The sequence below is a fragment of the Nocardia abscessus NBRC 100374 genome (assembly GCF_000308455.1).
Taxonomy (GTDB): domain Bacteria; phylum Actinomycetota; class Actinomycetes; order Mycobacteriales; family Mycobacteriaceae; genus Nocardia; species Nocardia abscessus.
In genome coordinates this window covers 35,119-51,205 of record NZ_BAFP01000006.1, presented here as the reverse complement: position 1 = coordinate 51,205, position 16,087 = coordinate 35,119, and the positions used below count along the sequence as shown (strand labels likewise).

Genomic DNA, 16,087 nt, shown 5'->3' with positions numbered 1-16,087 from the left:
ATCAGTCTCCGGTCTCGGTGACGTCGACCGAGACGGTGATGACGCTGTCCTTCGCGTCGGTGTAGATGATGCCGCGCAGCGGAGGGACGTCGGCGTAGTCCCGGCCCCAGGCGGCGGTGATGTATCGCTCGTCGGCGAACTGGTCGTTGGTGGGGTCGAGGTCGATCCAGTGGCCCGCCCGGTCGTGTCCGTCCATGCCGGGCGTCCACACCGCCGCCCAGGCGTGCGTGGCGTCGGCGCCGACCATCCGCTCCTTCCCCGGCGGCGGATCGGTGGCCAGGTAGCCGGAGACGTACCTGGCGGCGAGGCCTTGCGAGCGCAGGCAGGCGACCGCGAGACGCGCGAAGTCCTGACAGACGCCGGCTCGGGCGGCGAACACGTCGGCCACCCGAGTGGATACCGTCGTGGCGCCGGACCGGTAGGCGAAGTCGGTGTAGATGCGGGTGTTCAGCTCGTCTACCGCGTCCAGCAGCGGCCTGCCCGGCGGGAAGGATTCGGCCGTGTAGGCGGCGAGGTCCGCGGTGATCTCCGGCGGGTGCAGGTCGAGGGCGAACTCGACCGCGAACGGCCCGTTCGCTCCGGTGGGGCGCGCTTTCTCCCAAGGTTGGGCGGCCGATGCGGCGCGATCGTGTCCGGGGGCGTCGACCTCGACGAGCGATTCGCCGACGACCGTCAGAGCGCGGTGCTCGGTGGTGACGTGGAAGTAGGAGGTGCTATTGCCGTACACGTCCGCGCCGACCGACCGGTCCGACGGCGCGGGGTCGATTCGGATGTCGTGTGCGATCAGTCGTTGGCCGGGGAATTCGCGGGGCGTCAGGTACGCCCGCCCGTACGAACTGGTGACTTCCCCGGAGTACGCGTATCTGGTGCGATGCTCCACCCGGTAGCGCCGGGCCGCAGCGTCGGGGCCGGTCATTCGACAACCCGCGCGCTGCCCCACAGCGGCTGGATGCCGATCGGGAGCGACAGCGTCGTGGTTTCGAAGGATTCGGACACCTTGCGCAGGCGCGAGTGCACTCCCTCCAGCAATTCGGCCAGTTCGGTGCGCCGGTCGTCCGCGTCGGTGAACTCCAGGTCGTCGGGGTCCAGGCGGCGCAGCATGCGTCGCGCGTCCGCGAGCAGCCGCTGCGGACGCGACGAGCCGGAGGCGCCGGGCAGAGCGTGGAAGTCGGCGTGGAGCCGATCCAGCTGATAGGCCAGCGAGCGCGGATTGGCGGTGTCGAACAGCAGGAGCTCGGCGAGGTCGGAGATGCGCACCGAATCCCGGTGCCGCCGCCGGTAACTCACCGAGGACTCGGTGGCGCGCAGCACCCACTCGGTGACTTCCCGCTCGGTCTCCTCCGGATACTGCTGGGTCAGCGCGGCCGACAGCAACGCGGTCGAGGCCAGACCGCGCTCGATTCGCTTGCCGATGTCCCTGACGTACCACCCGGTGTCGCGGACCAGCGATTCCCCGTCGATCCCCGACAGCGCGAGCAGCCCGGCCAGGGTCTGTGCGTGCACGTCGGACAGCTCCGCTTCCTGGTCGTCCACCGCGGCCGGGTAGCAGGCCAGCGCACGGTCGATGGCGCCGAGGATCATCCAGGTGTCCGTCGGCAACTGGTCCCGCACCGCCCGCGCGGCGTTGCCGTACCGCTCGATCGCGAAGGCCAGCGATCCGGGGAGGTCCCGATCGATCGTCAGGGCGACGAGATAGTCGTGGCCCTCCCGGGACGCGCCGGTCGGCGCGTCGCTACCCGGTCGTTCGGCGACGGCCTCTACGCCGCCCGTAACCGATTGTCGCGCACCGGCTCTGGCCACGGCTTCGACCCGAGCCACGCCGGAACGACACTCTGCTCGCTCCTGAACGGTTTCGTTACCTTCTGCTTTCGGCGCTCCGGCTCTCGGCGACTGTGCGGCCGAGCCCTCCGTAGCGGAAGGTTCGCCGGAAAACGGCGGCTGCGCGGCATCTTCCGCCGATCCGGCCGCACCCGGCAGCGCCGGGACGGCCAGGGACTCGTGATCGGCATACCCGATCGATCCGGCCGCCGTGTGCGCCCGATCGTCGCCGTACTGCGCGACCGGCACATCACCCGACCGTGACAGCATGTCGCGGTCGGACGAATTCTGCTGCGGCGCGGGAGCGTGCGCCTCCGGGCCGGACGGTCCCTCGGCCGGTGCGGCGGTGGCGGTGGTCCGGCCGAGCGCGGCGAAGAGGACCGGCAGCGCTTGCGCGCCCTCCAGCCAGGGGCGATAGCGGAACTCCTGGTAGAGCTCGTGGGTGGCGATCAGCAGACGCGCCGTGTCCTCGGCGCGCTCACCGTAGCGGCCCATCCAGAACAGGTCGTTGAGCACGCGCGGGGAGCTGATCGCGGCCACGATCGGGGCGGTGCGCCGTTCCCGCTCCGCGCGCGGCGGCTCGGGGCTGGTCGCTGCCGCGGCCTGCGGCGCGGCCCGCACCCAGATGTCCTTGGCGGCGACCTTGATCGCGGCGCGTTCGGTCGTGCGCTGTCGCAGCTGGCCGAGACCGCCGGACATCACGGTGTAGCCGCCGCGGTGGGCCAGCGAGAACAAGCGCATCCCGACCGGAGCCGCGGCGAGCCCGTCGTGATCGCGGACGGCGGGCGCGACGGAGAACTGCGCCGGTTCCTGGCCGACCCACTGCCATCCGTGCGCGCCGATCCTTGCCTTCAGTTCGTCGCGCTGCTCCCGGCTCAGCTCCGGTCCGAACAGCGTGGCTCCGTCGACCGCCGAGCGGAGGACCAGCCCGTCCAGGTGCGCGATCAGGTGCGCCCGCTCCCGGTCGTGCCCACCCCAGTACGACGGCGCACTCTCCAGCAGCAGGTCCTCGCCGAGTAGTGCCCGCGAGAGCCCGGGCAGGAAACCCGCCAGCGCGGGGTTCTCCAGTAATCCGCTGCCGAGCGTGTTCACCACCGTCACCGCGCCGCGCCGCAGCACCTCGACCAGTCCCACCACGCCCAGGTGCGAATCCGGCCGCAGGTCCAGCGGATCGGAGAACTCCGCGTCCACTCGGCGCAGCACCACGTCCACCCGTTTCAGCGTGCCCAGCGACCGCATCCACAGCGCACCGTCCCGCACCACCAGGTCCGCGCTCTCCACCAGCGGAAAGCCCAGGGTGGAGGCGAGATACGCCTGATCGAACGCGGTCTCGGAGTGCACGCCGGGGCTGAGCACCACGACCACAGGTTCGTCGTCGCCGATCTGCGCCGATTCGATCAGCATCGAGCGCATCGCCCTGGCGAAGGGCGTCAGCGGGCGCGGATTGGCGTGCTCGAACGACTCCGGGATCGCGGTCGAGACCACCCTGCGGTCCGCCAGCGCGTATCCGGCGCCGGCGGGCGCCTGCGCCCAGTCCGCGAGCACCCGGAATCGCCCGTCGCTCCAGCGGCTGAGGTCGCAGGCGTGCAAGAAGAGCTGATGCCGCCCCGGCACGGTGATGCCGTGCGCGGCCCGGATATAGCCGCGGTGGCCGAACACCACTTCCGGTGCGAGCAACCCCGAGCCGATCGTCCTGCGTGGGCCGTAGACATCGGTGAGCACCTCGTCGAGCACGCGCGAGCGCTGTTCCAGCCCCGCCTCCAGCCGAATCCAGTCGTCGGCGGCCACCAGCAGGGGAATCGGATCGAGCCGCCACGGCGACGGCGCCGTGGCGTCGGCCGGCGCGCCGGCCTCCAGGTAGGTGATGCCGTCGTCATCGATCAGCCTGCGCACCCTGCTGTCCAGTCTGCCGAGGCCGTCCCCGCCGAGTTCGGCGAAGTCGGCGGACAGTTCCGACCAGATCCGGCGCACGTTGCCCTCGGCGTCGACCAGTTCGTCGTGGTAACCCGGGACGGGCCTGCCGCATTCGTCGTAGGCGGCGGTCTCGGCGCCGTCGGTGCGGTAGCGCGCGAACTGCTCGCGCACGGTCGTGAGGGCCGCGGTCTCCCGCGGCTCGTCGCGCAACCTCACCGGCCGACCTCGCTTCCGCCGCATCCGTGCCCCACGGTCGCCGAACGCTTTCCGGACGGTTCGCACCCGGAACCAACCGATCGTCCCGACGCATCGCATCGGTGGGCTGTGCGGCCATTTTCGCACGTCGCGGTGCCGAATCCAGGTGATCCGGCAGTGTCCGCTCCGGCAGCAGCGCCGGTTGCTGGGTGATTGCCCCTGCGCCGGATACGGACGACACACGGGCCGCGGATCCCACCGCAGCGGCCGTGCCGGTGGTATCACCGAATCACGACGAACGATCTCGCCAGGAGGTCACATGCGTACACCAGGTTGTTCATCCTGCGACTCGGCATTCGACCACTGCCACGGAACGCTGATCGTGCACGCGCACCGGATGGCCGAATGCACCGACGAGCACTGCCTCGATCTCGCCCATGCCCGCCACGCGTTCGTCCTCGATTGCCGGGATCTCGCGGGCGGCTGCCGATGCACCGACGACGACACGGTCCGCCGACGCGCCCGAGCGGTTCCGTAGCCTGGCCGGGTGAGCTATGACCACGTGTTGCTGCCGTCCGGTGTCGCGTCGTCGATCGCGGAGGTCGACGCCTACCTGAGCACCCAGCAGGGCGTCCCCGAGTCGGGGACGGTCGCCGGGATCGCGGCCGAACTGAACAGACGCAACGCGGAGTTGCCCGAGGAGGACAACTTTCTCAGCACCGCGCCGGTGGGCGGCGCCGCCACCGGCGCGGCACTCTACGTGTCGTGTCCCTACGACGCGATCGGCTTCGCACGGCACCTACTGTTCGAACTCGCCACGCCGCTGAACTACGCCGTCTACGATCCGCAGCTGGCCTGGTTGATCGATCCCGCCGGGCACGTGCCTGCCATCGTCACGCACGGCGGCGCGGGCGAGTTCCCCTACCTGACCGAAGCGTTGATCGAGCAGTGGATTCCGGAGCTGAGCGCGCCCAACCCGTATCTCGTTGTCGAACGCGGTGAGCAGTTCTACATCCAGACCTATCGGGAGAACTCCGGCGCCTACACCCTGGAATACCGGGACGGCTCCCCCGACAAGCACTTCGGCACCACCGTCGCAGACCCCGCCACCGTGGCCGCCCTCATCTGGGGCTGGGCCAACGACGACCGCACCCGCTTCCCCGGCCTACCCTGGTCCCGCGTCGATCTATGAACGCGATCACTGATTCTGGATGGCCAGCCGGCCCGCCAGCGCCAGGAACGAGGCGCCGAAGGCACGGCGCATCCAGGTGACGACGGTGGGACGCGAGACGACCTGGTCGCGGACGGCGGCCGCGCAAGCGCCGTAAACCGCGAACACCACGAAGGTCGCCAGCATGAAGATGCCGCTCAGCGCGAGCATGCGCGCCAACGCGTTCGGCGCGCCGCTGGGCACGAACTGCGGGAGGAACGCGAAGAAGAAGACGGTCAGCTTGGGGTTGAGGAGGTTCAGCAGCACGGCCGAGGTGATCACTTTCCGCGCCGAGGGCACGGTGCGCCCGGTCGGCTCCGGGACGGCGAGCGCGCCCTTGTCCCGGAAAGTGGTCCAGGCCATGTACACCAGGTAGGCGACGCCGAGGTACTTCAGCGTCTGGAACGCGACCGCGCTGGCATTGAGCAGCGCGGCCAGACCGGTGATCGCCGCGATCATGTGCGGGACAATGCCGAGCGTGCAGCCGAAGGCCGCGATCGCCGCGGCCCGCGCGCCGCGCGACAGTCCGGCCGCCAGCGTGAACAGCACACCGGTGCCGGGCGTGGCGACGATGACGAGCGTCGTCAACACGAATTCGATGCTCATCCCCGACACGGTAACTCGAGCCCGGCGCAGCGCAACCCCTACTCGCGAGAGGCGTTCGGCGAAGACCGGACCGAGTGGGGTTACCGCGCGCCGGAGCGAGCGAGAGCTCCTAGAGGGTCCGCCGCCCCGACAGCGCGCGGCCGAGGGTCAGCTCGTCGGCGAACTCCAGGTCGCCGCCCATCGGCAGGCCCGAGGCCAGTCTGGTCACGCTCAGGCCGGGGAAGTCGCGCAGCATGCGGACCAGGTAGGTGGCGGTGGCCTCGCCCTCGGTGTTCGGGTCGGTCGCGATGATCACCTCGCTGACATCGACGCCGTCCTCCTGATTCCCGATGCGCGCCAGCAATTCCCGGATCCGCAACTGGTCGGGGCCGATACCGCTGAGCGGATCGAGCGCGCCGCCGAGCACATGGTAGCGACCGCGGAACTCCCTGGTGCGCTCGATCGCCTGCACGTCCTTCGGCTCCTCGACGACGCAGATCATGGTCCGGTCCCGGCGCGGGTCGGCGCAGATGCGGCACAACTCGCCGTCGGAGACCGTCCCGCACGTGACGCAGAACTGCACACCGTCGCGCACCTTCTGCAGCGCGGCCTGCAACCGATCGATCTCCGGCGGCTCCACCTGGAGCAGGTGAAAGGCGATGCGCTGCGCGCTCTTCGGACCGACGCCGGGCAGCTTGCCCAGTTCGTCGATCAGATCCTGGACCGGACCCTCGTACAACTGCTACCTCGGCTCAGAAACCGGGCAGCGAACCGCCGCCGAGGCCACCGGACAGCGGTCCGAGCCGCTCCGCGGCGATGCGCTGCGCGTTGGCCATCGCGTCGTTCACCGCGCCGATGACCAGGTCCTGCAGGGTCTCGACGTCGTCGGGGTCGACGGCCTTCGGGTCGATGGTGAGCGAAACCACCTCACCGCTCGCCTTGATGGTGACCTTGACCAGCCCACCACCCGCGGCACCGTCCACCTCGGTCGCCGCGATCTCGGCCTGGGCTTCCATCACCGCCTGCTGCATCTGCTGCGCCTGAGCGAGCAACTGTTGCATGTCGAACTGACCACCTGGCTGCACGGGAGGGTCCTCTCTGGAGAAGGTGTCATCGGCCAGCCTAGTCCTGCCGCACCGCGCTTTCGGCGCGGCCCGATGGTCGGCGCGCGCGGCGCATGGCTGATAACAGGTTGGGTAGTTCCGATGGAGATCGACCGAGAGCCCCTTACCATCGACACCGGGTCGAGACCGGTGTGCAAATCTGGAGACAATGATGATCGCAGTCCGTGCACGTTTCCTGAGCACGCTGGTGCTCACGCTCGGGGTTCCGGGCCTGTTTCTCGGCACCGGTCCGGTGTCCGCGGACACGGAGATCATCGACGCGACAGAGGTGATCGGCGCGCAAGAGGTCGACGCGCAAGAGGTCATCGATGTCGAGACCACACCGGCCGTCGCCGATTACGGGAGCGGCTGCGTTCTCTACCCGGACGACAAGGCCGCGACCATCGACTCGCTGCGTTTCCGCTGCTCGGCCGAACAGCAGGACGCCATCTTCCGCGACGCGCCGCTGGGCACCGTTCCGACCGGCGTGAAAGCGGGTTGGGTGACTCGCCCGCCGGTCATGCAGGCCGTCGCTCCCCCGCTGTGGATCGGCAAGACCTTCTACACCGGCCCGGACGGCGGATACCTGATGAACCGCCTCACCGGCGCGGGCGTCGAGGGCTGGCGCGCCGACGTCTACGCGTCGCCCGCCCTGACCGACGGGCGGCCGGCCTGGGCGCTCGACTACACGCCCTCCCCGACGCCGCCGGTCTACGACGAGATCCGGGAGGTCACCCCCGGTGTCTGGTTCGGCTACTCGTGGTGGCGCGGCGCGTTCCAGACCACCCTGCTGCTGACCTTCGCGCTCGGCTGAACATCGGACGCCGTTGACCCTCCCGTCACTGGAGGGTGTTGGCTGATGCCATGACAGCGACCGTCCCCATCGGGGAGTTCTCCAGGCTGAGCCACCTCAGTGTGAAGACGCTGCGCTACTACCACGAGATCGACCTGCTCGCCCCGGTCGATATCGACGCGGGTTCCGGCTATCGGCGGTACTCGACGGCGCAGGTGGCCCAGGCCCAGCTGATTCGGCGGCTGCGCGAATTGGACATGCCGGTCCAGGAGATCCGCGCCGTGCTCACCGCGCCGGACGACAGCGCCCGCGACACCGCGCTGCGCGCGCATCTGGAACGCATGGAGGCGGAGCTGATCCGTACCCGCGCGGTGGTGGCGTCGTTGCGTTCGCTGCTGACCCCTTCGGCCCCGATCACCGTGGAGTATCGCGTAGTTCCGGCATTCCCGGCCGCGGCCCGCCGTGCGGTGGTGGCGCGCGAGCACATCGGCGAGTGGTGCGCGACGGCGTTCCGGTCGCTGTACGAAGCCCTCGACGCGGCAGGCGTCGCACCCGCGGGTACCGGCGGGGCCACCTACGGCACCGACTTCTTCGAAGAGGACGAGGGCGAGGTGGTCGTGTTCGTCCCGGTCGCCGACCCCGGCATCGCCCTGCCCGCAGCGCTTTCCGTCGTCGAACTACCTGCCCGCCGTTTCGCGGTCACCGTGCACGACGGCCCGTTCGACGATTTCGACCGCACCTACGGCGCGCTGGGCAGTCATGTCGCCGAACACGACGTCGCGCTGCCGGAGCCCATCCGCGAGCTGTACCTGCTGGGTCCGGACAAGTCCGACGATCCGGCCACCTACCGGACCGAAGTGTGCTGGCCTATCGCCCAGCCGTGAACGAGGAGATATCCATGACGCTCTCGATCGCCCACGTCACCATTGATTGCGAGAATGCGGGCGCCATCGCCGAATTCTGGTCGCGGTTGCTGGAGACTCCCGTCGATCCCGACCCCAGCCCGGAGTTCGCGACCGTCGGCCGGACCGCGGGCGCCACGCCGGTGTTGATGTTCATCCGGGTGCCCGACAAGAACGCGGGCAAGAACGTCATTCATTTGGACCTACACGCATCCGACCGGGACGAGCAGGTCGGACGCGCGATCGAACTCGGCGCGAAGCACGTCGGCGACTTCGACGAGTGGGGCACGAAGTGGACGACGCTGGCCGACCCGGAAGGGAACCTCTTCGACATCGCGGCCGAGTAGACCGCAGGCGAAAGTCGACCGCGACGACGGCCCGCACCGGACCGTCGTCGCGGTCCGGCGATCAGGCCAGTTCGCGCTGCAGATTCGCGAGCACCTCGGCCTGGATCTTCTTCAGGCCCAGCGGCGCGAAGATGCCCTCGAAGATGCCCGCGACGCCGCCCGCGCCCTTCCAGGTGGTGCGCAGCGTGACCCGCGCGCCGGCACCCTCCGGGGTGACGGTCCAGGTGTTCACCAGCGTCGAATTGGAGTCGCGCTCGGTGACAATGGAATCCGACACCGAAACGACGGCGTGCACGTTACGCGAGCGCTTCTCGGTCGCCTGCAACGTCCACTCGGCGACGGTGCCCGCGCCCTTGCCCCCTTCGACCACCTTGTAGTCGCGGTAATGCGACGTGAGAATGCGCGGACGCACGGTGTCGTAGTCGGCGATGGCCGCCAGTGTGCGCTGCGGATCCGCCGTCACGTCGATCGAACTGCTGGCGCTGACCTGTCCCACAATGAGCTCCTTGTCCGGATGCGGTGTCTCGACGGATGTCCATCCTGCCCTGTCCATGCCGCGGGAAAACGCGGAGGGCGTCGCCGGGTGGCAAACGCCTCCGGACAATTCGGTATTCCTTTTCGCAACATATGCGTGACATTTCTCCGCCACTGTGCCCTCGCGGTGGCCCAGCCGTATCGTCCGTACTAGCGTCGAGGGGTGGCAGTGAGTCTGTTGGGGAAGGCCGGACACGCACCGGCCGCACGCGAATCAGGATTTGCCGCGCATCGAGCGGGCGTGGACCGCCTATTGGCGAGTTACCGCGCGATACCCGAGCACGCCAACGTCCGGTTGGCGAAAAAGACCTCGAACCTTTTCCGCGCCAGGGCCGAGAACACCGCGCCCGGTCTCGACGTCTCCGGACTGACCCGCGTCATCGCGGTGGACCCGGTCGCCAAGACCGCCGACGTGGCGGGCATGACCACCTACGAGGAACTGGTGGCCGCCACCCTCCCGTACGGGCTGGCGCCACTGGTCGTTCCGCAGCTCAAGACGATCACCCTCGGCGGCGCGGTCACCGGTCTCGGCATCGAGTCCACCTCGTTCCGCAGCGGCCTACCGCACGAGTCCGTGCTGGAAATGGACGTGCTGACCGGCGCGGGCGAGATCCTCACGGTGACGCCGGACAACGAGTACGCCGATCTGTTCCGCGGTTTCCCGAACTCCTACGGCACGCTGGGCTACACCGTCCGGCTGAAGATCGAGCTGGAGGAGGTGCAGCCGTACGTCGCCCTGCGGCACGTGCGGTTTCACGATCTACGGGAGCTGGAGTCGGCCCTCGCCGCGATCGTCACGGACCGGACCTACGCGGACGAGCGAGTCGACTACCTCGACGGCGTCGTGTTCTCCGCCGACGAGAGCTACCTGACGCTGGGCCGCCGGACCGACGAGCCGGGCCCGGTCAGCGACTACACCGGGATGGACATCTACTACCGGTCCATCCAGCACGACGGCGCCGAGCCCCGACGCGACCGCCTGACCATTCACGACTACCTGTGGCGCTGGGACACCGACTGGTTCTGGTGCTCCCGCGCGTTCGGCACGCAGAACCCGAAGATCCGCCGGTTCTGGCCGAAACGCTACCGGCGCAGCAGTTTCTATTGGAAACTCGTAGCGCTGGACCGCAAATACGGCATCGGCGACAAACTGGAGGCCCGCGAGGGCAATCCGCCACGGGAGCGGGTCGTGCAGGACATCGAGGTACCGGTGGATCGCACCGCCGACTTCGTGGAATGGTTTCTGCGCGAGATCCCGATCGAGCCGATCTGGCTGTGCCCGCTGCGTTTGCGCGACACCGGCGAGGCGGACCGGCCGGGCGGACGCCCCTGGCCGCTGTATCCCCTGGAGCCGGACCGAACCTACGTCAATGTCGGATTCTGGTCGGCCGTGCCCACCGTGCCCGGGCAGCAAGAAGGCGCGGCCAACCGCGCCATCGAACACACGGTGACCGACTTCGACGGTCATAAGTCGCTGTACTCGGATTCCTACTACGGCAAAGATGAGTTCGCGGCGCTCTACGGCGGAAACACCTACACCGAACTGAAGAAACGCTACGACCCGAACCAGCGCCTGCTGGATTTGTATTCGAAGGCGGTGCAACGTAAATGACGACATTCAAGGACCGCTCCGACGTCTTCGCCGATCTCGGGACCAGGCTCAGCATTGCCGAGATCTTCGAGACCCTCGTCGAGGGCGAAGTTCCGATCCGGTTGACGGCCTACGACGGCAGCGCGACCGGGCCGGAGGACTCGGAGTTCGCGCTGGAGATCCGGACGCCGCGCGGCATCAACTATCTCGCGACCGCCCCCGGCGACCTGGGCATGGCCCGCGCCTACATCGCAGGCGACTTGGCCACCACCGGCGTGCACCCGGGCGATCCGTACGAAATCCTGAAGGCGATGGACGGGCTGAAGTTCCGCCGTCCGTCCGCGCTGGCCCTGGTGACCATCGCACGCTCGCTCGGCTGGGAGCGGCTCAAGCCGGTCGCACCGCCGCCGCAGGAGACCCTGCCGCGCTGGCGGCGCATCGCCTTCGAGGGCCTGCGCCACTCCAAGACCCGCGACGCCGAGGCCATCCATCATCACTACGACGTCTCGAACACTTTCTACGAGTACGTCCTCGGCCCGTCGATGACCTACACCTGCGCGACCTACGGCGACGAGAGCTGGTCGCTGGAGCAGGCGCAGGAGAACAAGTACCGCCTGGTGTTCGAGAAACTGCGGCTGAAAGAAGGCGACCGGCTGCTCGATATCGGCTGCGGATGGGGCGGCATGGTGCGCTATGCGGCCAAGCGCGGCGTCAAGGTGATCGGCGCGACGCTCTCGGCCGAGCAGGCGGACTGGGCGCGGACGAAGATCGCCGAGGAAGGCCTCGCCGATCTGGCCGAGGTGCGCCATTCCGACTACCGCGACGTCCCCGAGGGCGAGTTCGACGCGGTGTCCTCGATCGGGCTCACCGAGCACATCGGGGTGCACAACTACCCGTTCTATTTCGACTTCATCAAGGGCAAGCTGCGCGACGGCGGCCTGTTCCTGAACCACTGCATCACCCGCCCGGACAACACCCGCACCACCAAGGCGGGCGATTTCATCGACCGCTACGTGTTCCCGGACGGCGAGCTGATCGGTTCCGGCCGGATCATCTCCGAGATCCAGAACATCGGGCTCGAGGTGCTGCACGAGGAGAACCTGCGCGAGCACTACGCCCTGACGCTGCACGAATGGTGCAAGAACCTGGTCGCCAACTGGGACGCCTGCGTCGCGGAAGTCGGCGAGGGCACCGCGAAGGTGTGGGGCCTGTACATGGCGGGGTGCCGCCTCGGCTTCCAGCGCAACGTGGTTCAGCTGCACCAGGTACTCGGCGTCAAACTGCCTGCCGACGGCGACTGGACCGTGCCGTTGCGGCCGTGGTGGCAGCCGTAGCCCCTCCTTCAGAAGACCTGACTGCCCGCCCCGTCCAGGAGCTCGTCCAGGAACCGGGCGGGCAGTTCGGTGTCGCCGACCTGTAGCGGAGCGGGCAGATCGGCGCGCAGCACGCGCAGGATGCCGACCACGCCGGGGCCCGCGTCCAGCAGCGGCCTGGTCCAGCCGAGGTCGGCGCAGGTCGCGAGGGAGGGCAGCAGCAGGTTGGTCGCCTCGCCGACCCAGCCCGCCGCGGCCAAGCATTCCGCCAGCAGCAGCGCGGCGTCCAACTGCGCGCGCGGGCGGTGCTTTTCGCGGGTGTGGTCGTGCAGCGCGCGGGCGCGGCGCACCGCCCGGTCGTCGGAGCCGAGCCGGTGTTCGCCGAGCAGCGCGCGGATCGCGGCGAGTTCCTCGGCTTCGGCGGTGAGCAGGGCGGCGCCGGTCAGCCGATGCCCGGCCTGGAGCGGTGTGGACTCGCTGGGATCGATGTACCGGCGATCCGCGGCCTCCGGCGGCATACCGAGGCGCAGCCGTTCGGCCCTGATGTGCGCGGCCAGCCGGGTCAGCCGGTTGTCGGCGGCGATGCGCGCGCCCTCCTCCAGCCGGGTGGCGGCGGTGTACAGGTCGCCACGGACCGCCTTGACCCGAGCGCCGACGACGAAGGTGGAGATCAGGAAGTCGACCGGGCCGATCCGGGTGACCAGCTCGTGACTCTCGTCCAGCAGCCGGTCGGCGGTATCCAGATCTCCTCGGCGGTAGTTCATTTCGCCGAGCAGCGCGGCGGCCACGCGCACCGCGTGCGAGCGCGGGCCGGAGCGCTCGCGCGCGGACTCCCACGCCTGCTGGAAGCTACGGGTGGCGGCGGCGACGTCGAGCTGCTCATAGGCGGCCGCGCCTCGGCCACAGCGGCCGAAGACCATGCCGAGCGGGTCCTTGGAGCGCTCGTGGTACTCCTCGGCCCAGTCCTGCATCTTCCTCGCGCCCTCGAAGTCGAACTCGCACAGGCGCACGAAGCTGGTCAGGTTCGCCGCGGTCGAGACCGTCCACGCGGGTAGGTCGTCCGGCTGCTGCAGGCAGTCGGCCACCCGAGCGCACGCGCCCTCGGTATGGTCCCGCGCGATCTGGTCGGAAGCGGCGAGCACCGCCGCCTGGCAGCGCTGCACGCGCACGTCGGCGTCGCCGGAGGAGCCGCGGGCCAGGATGTTGGACAGTCTGCCCAGCGCGTTGCGCGCCGCGCCGGACTGCTGCAGGTTGACGTTCGCCCTGGCCACCGCCATCAACAGCTTCGAGCGCGAGGCCACCTGCTGCATCGGCAATTTCGACACGCTGCCCAGCAGGGTGGCGAGCCGGGAACCGTCGATCAGATCCATCCCGCCGCTCTCGAGCAGGTCCAGCGCCATCTTCAGGTCGGTCGCGGCCAGCGCGTGGTCGACCGACTTGCGCAGCAGCTGATGCTCGGCATACCAGCGAGAAGCCTTGCGGTGCAGCGACTTCAGCTTTCCCGGGTGGACGCGTTCGAGCCGGGTCCGCAGATGCTCGGCGAACAGCGGCTGCATCCGGAACCACTCCGGATCGTGCTCGATGCGCCGCAGGAACAGCTCGCGTTGCTCGGCCTGCTCGAGCAACTGTTCGGCCTCCGGCTCCTCCGACAGCGCCGCGGCGAGCGAGCCGCACACCCGCTCGGTCACCGCGATCGACATCAGGAACTCGAGCATCCTCGGTTCCAGGGTGTCCAGCACGTTCTCGGCGAGGTACTCGCGGATGCCATGGTTGCCCTCCGAGAGCGTGGCGATCAGCTGGGCGGGATCGGCGTTGCCGCGCAGCGACAGGCCGACCAGCTGGATGGCGGCGGGCCAGCCGTCGGTGGCGGTGTGGATCTCGGTCACCTGCTCGGGGGTGAGGTCGAATCCGTTGCGATCCACCAGGATCTGCCGGGTTTCCGTCTCGGTCAGGCGCAGCGCGGCCGAGCCGATCTCCACCAGTTCGTCGTGCACGCGCATCCGGCTCGTCGGCAGGCCGGACTGCTCCCGGCTGGTCACGACGAATCGCAGATGGTGGCAGCCGTTGTCCAGCAGGGCTTCCATCGCGCGATGCGCGCCCGCGTCGGTGATCCGATGCCAGTCCTCGACGATCACCACGACCGTCTTGCCCGCGGCGTGGATCTCGTCGATGAGCGTGGGAATCACGAACGCGGCGGCGTCGGCGGGCCGTTCCTCCAGCACCTGGCCCAGCCCGTCGCCGACGTCCGGATGCACCCGGCGGATCGCCTGGATCAGGTGGGCCAGGAACCAGATCTCGTTGTCGTCGTCGCGGTCGACACCGATCCAGGCGATTGCGGCGTCGTCTTCGGCGATCGCGGCGCGCCACTGCGCGGCGAGCGTGCTCTTGCCGAACCCAGCCGGGGCATGGATCACCGCCAGCCTGCGCCGACCACCCCCACGCAGGATGTCCAGCAGACGCGGCCGTGGTATCGGCTCCCGGGTGGGCGTGGGTGGACGGAATTTGGTCACGGCCGTCGGCGGCAACGTCGACGGATGCTGCGAGACGGCGGGCCGCAGCGTCAACGGCCAGCTGCGCCGCGAGGTGACGGCGGCACGGGAGCCGGTCCACGCGGCGGTCGGCTCGCCGACGGCGGTCGGAGTCGTCGCTTCGGCCTCGAGCGTGGTGTCCAGCAGCGCCATCTCGTCCGGCAACTGATCGTGACCGCGCTGCACCGCGCGCAGCATCTCGCCGAACTCGTAGGCGCTGGCCGGGCGGTCTCGCGGGCTCGGCGACATGGCGTGTTCGATGACGGTCGCCACATCCGGCGGAATGTCCTGTTCGCGCAGGTCCGGTACCGGCTGCGTGGTGATCCGCAGGAACTGCGCGACCACCCGCTCGCCCGCTTGCCGCTCGAAGGCCGCGTGCCCGGTCAGCAAGGCGAACAGCGTCGAACCGAGGCCGTAGACGTCGGAGCGGATGGTCGGCTCGTCTCCTTTGAGCACCTCCGGCGCGGTGAACGCGGGCGACCCGGTGATCAAGCTGCTGGAGGTTTGGAACCCGCCCGGGATGCGGGCGATGCCGAAATCGGTCAGCTGCGGCTCGCCATAGCCGCTGAGCAGGACATTGGCCGGTTTCACGTCCCGGTGCAGGATCCGGGCGCGGTGCGCGCTCTCGATCGCGCCCGCCAGCTTGACACCGGCTCGCAGCGAGTCCGCCCAAGTCAACGGGCCTTGATCACGGATCAGCTTTTCCAGCGACCCATGGGTGCAGAACGGCATGACGATGAGGGGCATCCCGGTCGCCGTCACGTCCACCTGCAGGATGTCGACGATGTTCGGATGGCCGGACAGCCTGCCCATGGCTTGTTCCTCGCGCAGGAACCGTTCCCGGCTCTCCGGGTCGATCTCCGACGAGAGCACCTTTACCGCGACCACCCGGTCCAATGCGGTCTGGATGCAGCGGTACACCACCCCGAACCCGCCTCGGCCGATCTCCACCGCACCCGACAGACCCATCGCCTCGAGTTCGTCGGCGATGGCGATCGGCGTCAGGCGCTGCGTATGCGATTCGGCCGCAGGGGATTCGGGACGCACCCGGCCCGAACGCGTCTGTGGATTCATGTGATCACCTCGAACTCACATCGAATCGGCGACATCGGCGACCAACTCCGCGCCGACCTCGGACGCGGGTGTCCGATATGTCTGCGCATACTCCAACGTAGCGCGGTGCGCGAGCACGCGGGAGATCTTTCGGAACAGGAAGGCTCGTGTCGGCGGTGCCGCCACGAGGTCCCAGGTCGT

14 protein-coding genes are annotated in these 16,087 nt (G+C 69.2%); 7 read left to right on the top strand and 7 right to left on the bottom strand.

The annotated features are described in order from the left end of the window. Position 1: 1 nt before the first annotated feature. The gene (locus ON19_RS01765; protein ID WP_043685464.1) at positions 2 to 916 is read right to left on the bottom strand and encodes a transglutaminase family protein; all 915 of its coding nucleotides are present in this window, start codon (positions 914 to 916) and stop codon (positions 2 to 4) included. Further along, a complete protein-coding gene (locus tag ON19_RS01760) occupies positions 913 to 3,942 on the bottom strand; it encodes a circularly permuted type 2 ATP-grasp protein (protein WP_265336664.1) in 3,030 nt (1,009 codons plus the stop codon). Before ON19_RS01760 ends, ON19_RS01765 begins: the two co-directional genes overlap by 4 nt. 304 nt (positions 3,943 to 4,246) lie before the next feature. Here ON19_RS01760 and ON19_RS39890 point away from each other — a divergent pair, with 304 nt between their 5' ends. Together ON19_RS39890 and ON19_RS01750 are read left to right on the top strand one after the other, a co-directional pair. Further along, positions 4,247 to 4,465 (top strand): hypothetical protein, encoded by a 219-nt coding sequence (locus ON19_RS39890; RefSeq protein WP_083899092.1) that lies wholly within the window; start codon positions 4,247 to 4,249, stop codon positions 4,463 to 4,465. A gap of 9 nt (positions 4,466 to 4,474) precedes the next feature. Then, positions 4,475 to 5,119, top strand: a complete 645-nt coding sequence (locus ON19_RS01750; protein ID WP_043685456.1) for a hypothetical protein — start codon at positions 4,475 to 4,477, stop codon at positions 5,117 to 5,119. Between the two features lie 6 nt (positions 5,120 to 5,125). On the opposite strand, the gene ON19_RS01745 is transcribed toward ON19_RS01750, so the two are convergent. The 3 genes from ON19_RS01745 to ON19_RS01735 form a co-directional block, all read right to left on the bottom strand. Further along, positions 5,126 to 5,743, bottom strand: coding sequence for a LysE family translocator (locus ON19_RS01745; RefSeq protein WP_043685453.1), 618 nt, complete (start codon positions 5,741 to 5,743; stop codon positions 5,126 to 5,128). 109 nt (positions 5,744 to 5,852) lie between these two features. After that, positions 5,853 to 6,461: a recombination mediator RecR gene (recR, locus tag ON19_RS01740; RefSeq protein ID WP_043685451.1), complete on the bottom strand. Its 609-nt coding sequence runs from the start codon at positions 6,459 to 6,461 to the stop codon at positions 5,853 to 5,855. Positions 6,462 to 6,474: 13 nt separating this feature from the next. Further along, positions 6,475 to 6,807, bottom strand: a complete 333-nt coding sequence (locus ON19_RS01735) for a YbaB/EbfC family nucleoid-associated protein (protein ID WP_063709377.1) — start codon at positions 6,805 to 6,807, stop codon at positions 6,475 to 6,477. A gap of 190 nt (positions 6,808 to 6,997) precedes the next feature. Between ON19_RS01735 and ON19_RS01730 the strand changes: the two genes are divergently transcribed. The 3 genes from ON19_RS01730 to ON19_RS01720 are packed head-to-tail and all read left to right on the top strand — an operon-like array spanning position 6,998 to position 8,867. After that, positions 6,998 to 7,639 carry a hypothetical protein gene (locus ON19_RS01730; protein ID WP_043685684.1) on the top strand — a complete coding sequence of 214 codons (642 nt, stop codon included), beginning with the start codon at positions 6,998 to 7,000 and terminating at the stop codon, positions 7,637 to 7,639. A 50-nt stretch (positions 7,640 to 7,689) separates the two neighbouring features. Beyond that, the gene (locus ON19_RS01725; protein WP_043685442.1) at positions 7,690 to 8,502 is read left to right on the top strand and encodes a MerR family transcriptional regulator; all 813 of its coding nucleotides are present in this window, start codon (positions 7,690 to 7,692) and stop codon (positions 8,500 to 8,502) included. Positions 8,503 to 8,516: 14 nt separating this feature from the next. Beyond that, on the top strand, positions 8,517 to 8,867 hold the full coding sequence (locus ON19_RS01720; protein WP_043685680.1) for a VOC family protein: 351 nt from the start codon (positions 8,517 to 8,519) through the stop codon (positions 8,865 to 8,867). Positions 8,868 to 8,928: 61 nt separating this feature from the next. Here ON19_RS01720 and ON19_RS01715 read toward each other — a convergent pair whose 3' ends face one another. Next, complete coding sequence (locus tag ON19_RS01715) at positions 8,929 to 9,363, bottom strand: SRPBCC family protein (protein WP_043685677.1); 435 nt, start codon at positions 9,361 to 9,363, stop codon at positions 8,929 to 8,931. A 207-nt stretch (positions 9,364 to 9,570) separates the two neighbouring features. Between ON19_RS01715 and ON19_RS01710 the strand changes: the two genes are divergently transcribed. Both ON19_RS01710 and ON19_RS01705 read left to right on the top strand, forming a co-directional pair. Next, positions 9,571 to 11,013, top strand: coding sequence for an FAD-binding oxidoreductase (locus ON19_RS01710; RefSeq protein WP_051168438.1), 1,443 nt, complete (start codon positions 9,571 to 9,573; stop codon positions 11,011 to 11,013). Beyond that, a complete protein-coding gene (locus ON19_RS01705; RefSeq protein ID WP_043685439.1) occupies positions 11,010 to 12,326 on the top strand; it encodes a class I SAM-dependent methyltransferase in 1,317 nt (438 codons plus the stop codon). The genes ON19_RS01710 and ON19_RS01705 overlap by 4 nt, the downstream gene beginning before the upstream one ends. An 8-nt stretch (positions 12,327 to 12,334) precedes the next feature. Here ON19_RS01705 and ON19_RS01700 read toward each other — a convergent pair whose 3' ends face one another. Then, positions 12,335 to 15,907 carry a serine/threonine-protein kinase gene (locus tag ON19_RS01700; protein WP_043685435.1) on the bottom strand — a complete coding sequence of 1,191 codons (3,573 nt, stop codon included), beginning with the start codon at positions 15,905 to 15,907 and terminating at the stop codon, positions 12,335 to 12,337. Positions 15,908 to 16,087 lie beyond the last annotated feature (180 nt).